A 216-nucleotide genomic window follows, 5' to 3' on the forward strand; every position below is an offset into this window, starting at 1 on the left:
TGACCACGGGCGAAGCACAGATCGCCGTCCGCGGCGAGCACCTCCTCACTCCCCGCCTCAACCGGGCCACCCCCACCGCCACCGCCACCGCCACGGGCACCGCCACCGCCACGGGCACGGGCACGGGCACGGGCACCGCCACGGGCACGGGCACGGGCACGGGCACGGGCACCGAGGACGATCGCGGGGACGATGGGGTGGCGGCGTTCGGCCCGC

1 protein-coding gene is annotated in these 216 nt (G+C 78.2%); it reads left to right on the plus strand.

Annotated elements, in window-relative coordinates:
* Positions 1-216: hypothetical protein (locus ACLQ2N_RS36120; protein ID WP_425820053.1), on the plus strand; the 216-nt coding region annotated here is incomplete at both ends.

Source organism: Streptomyces sp. DT224, from assembly GCF_049844595.1.
GTDB lineage: Bacteria > Actinomycetota > Actinomycetes > Streptomycetales > Streptomycetaceae > Streptomyces.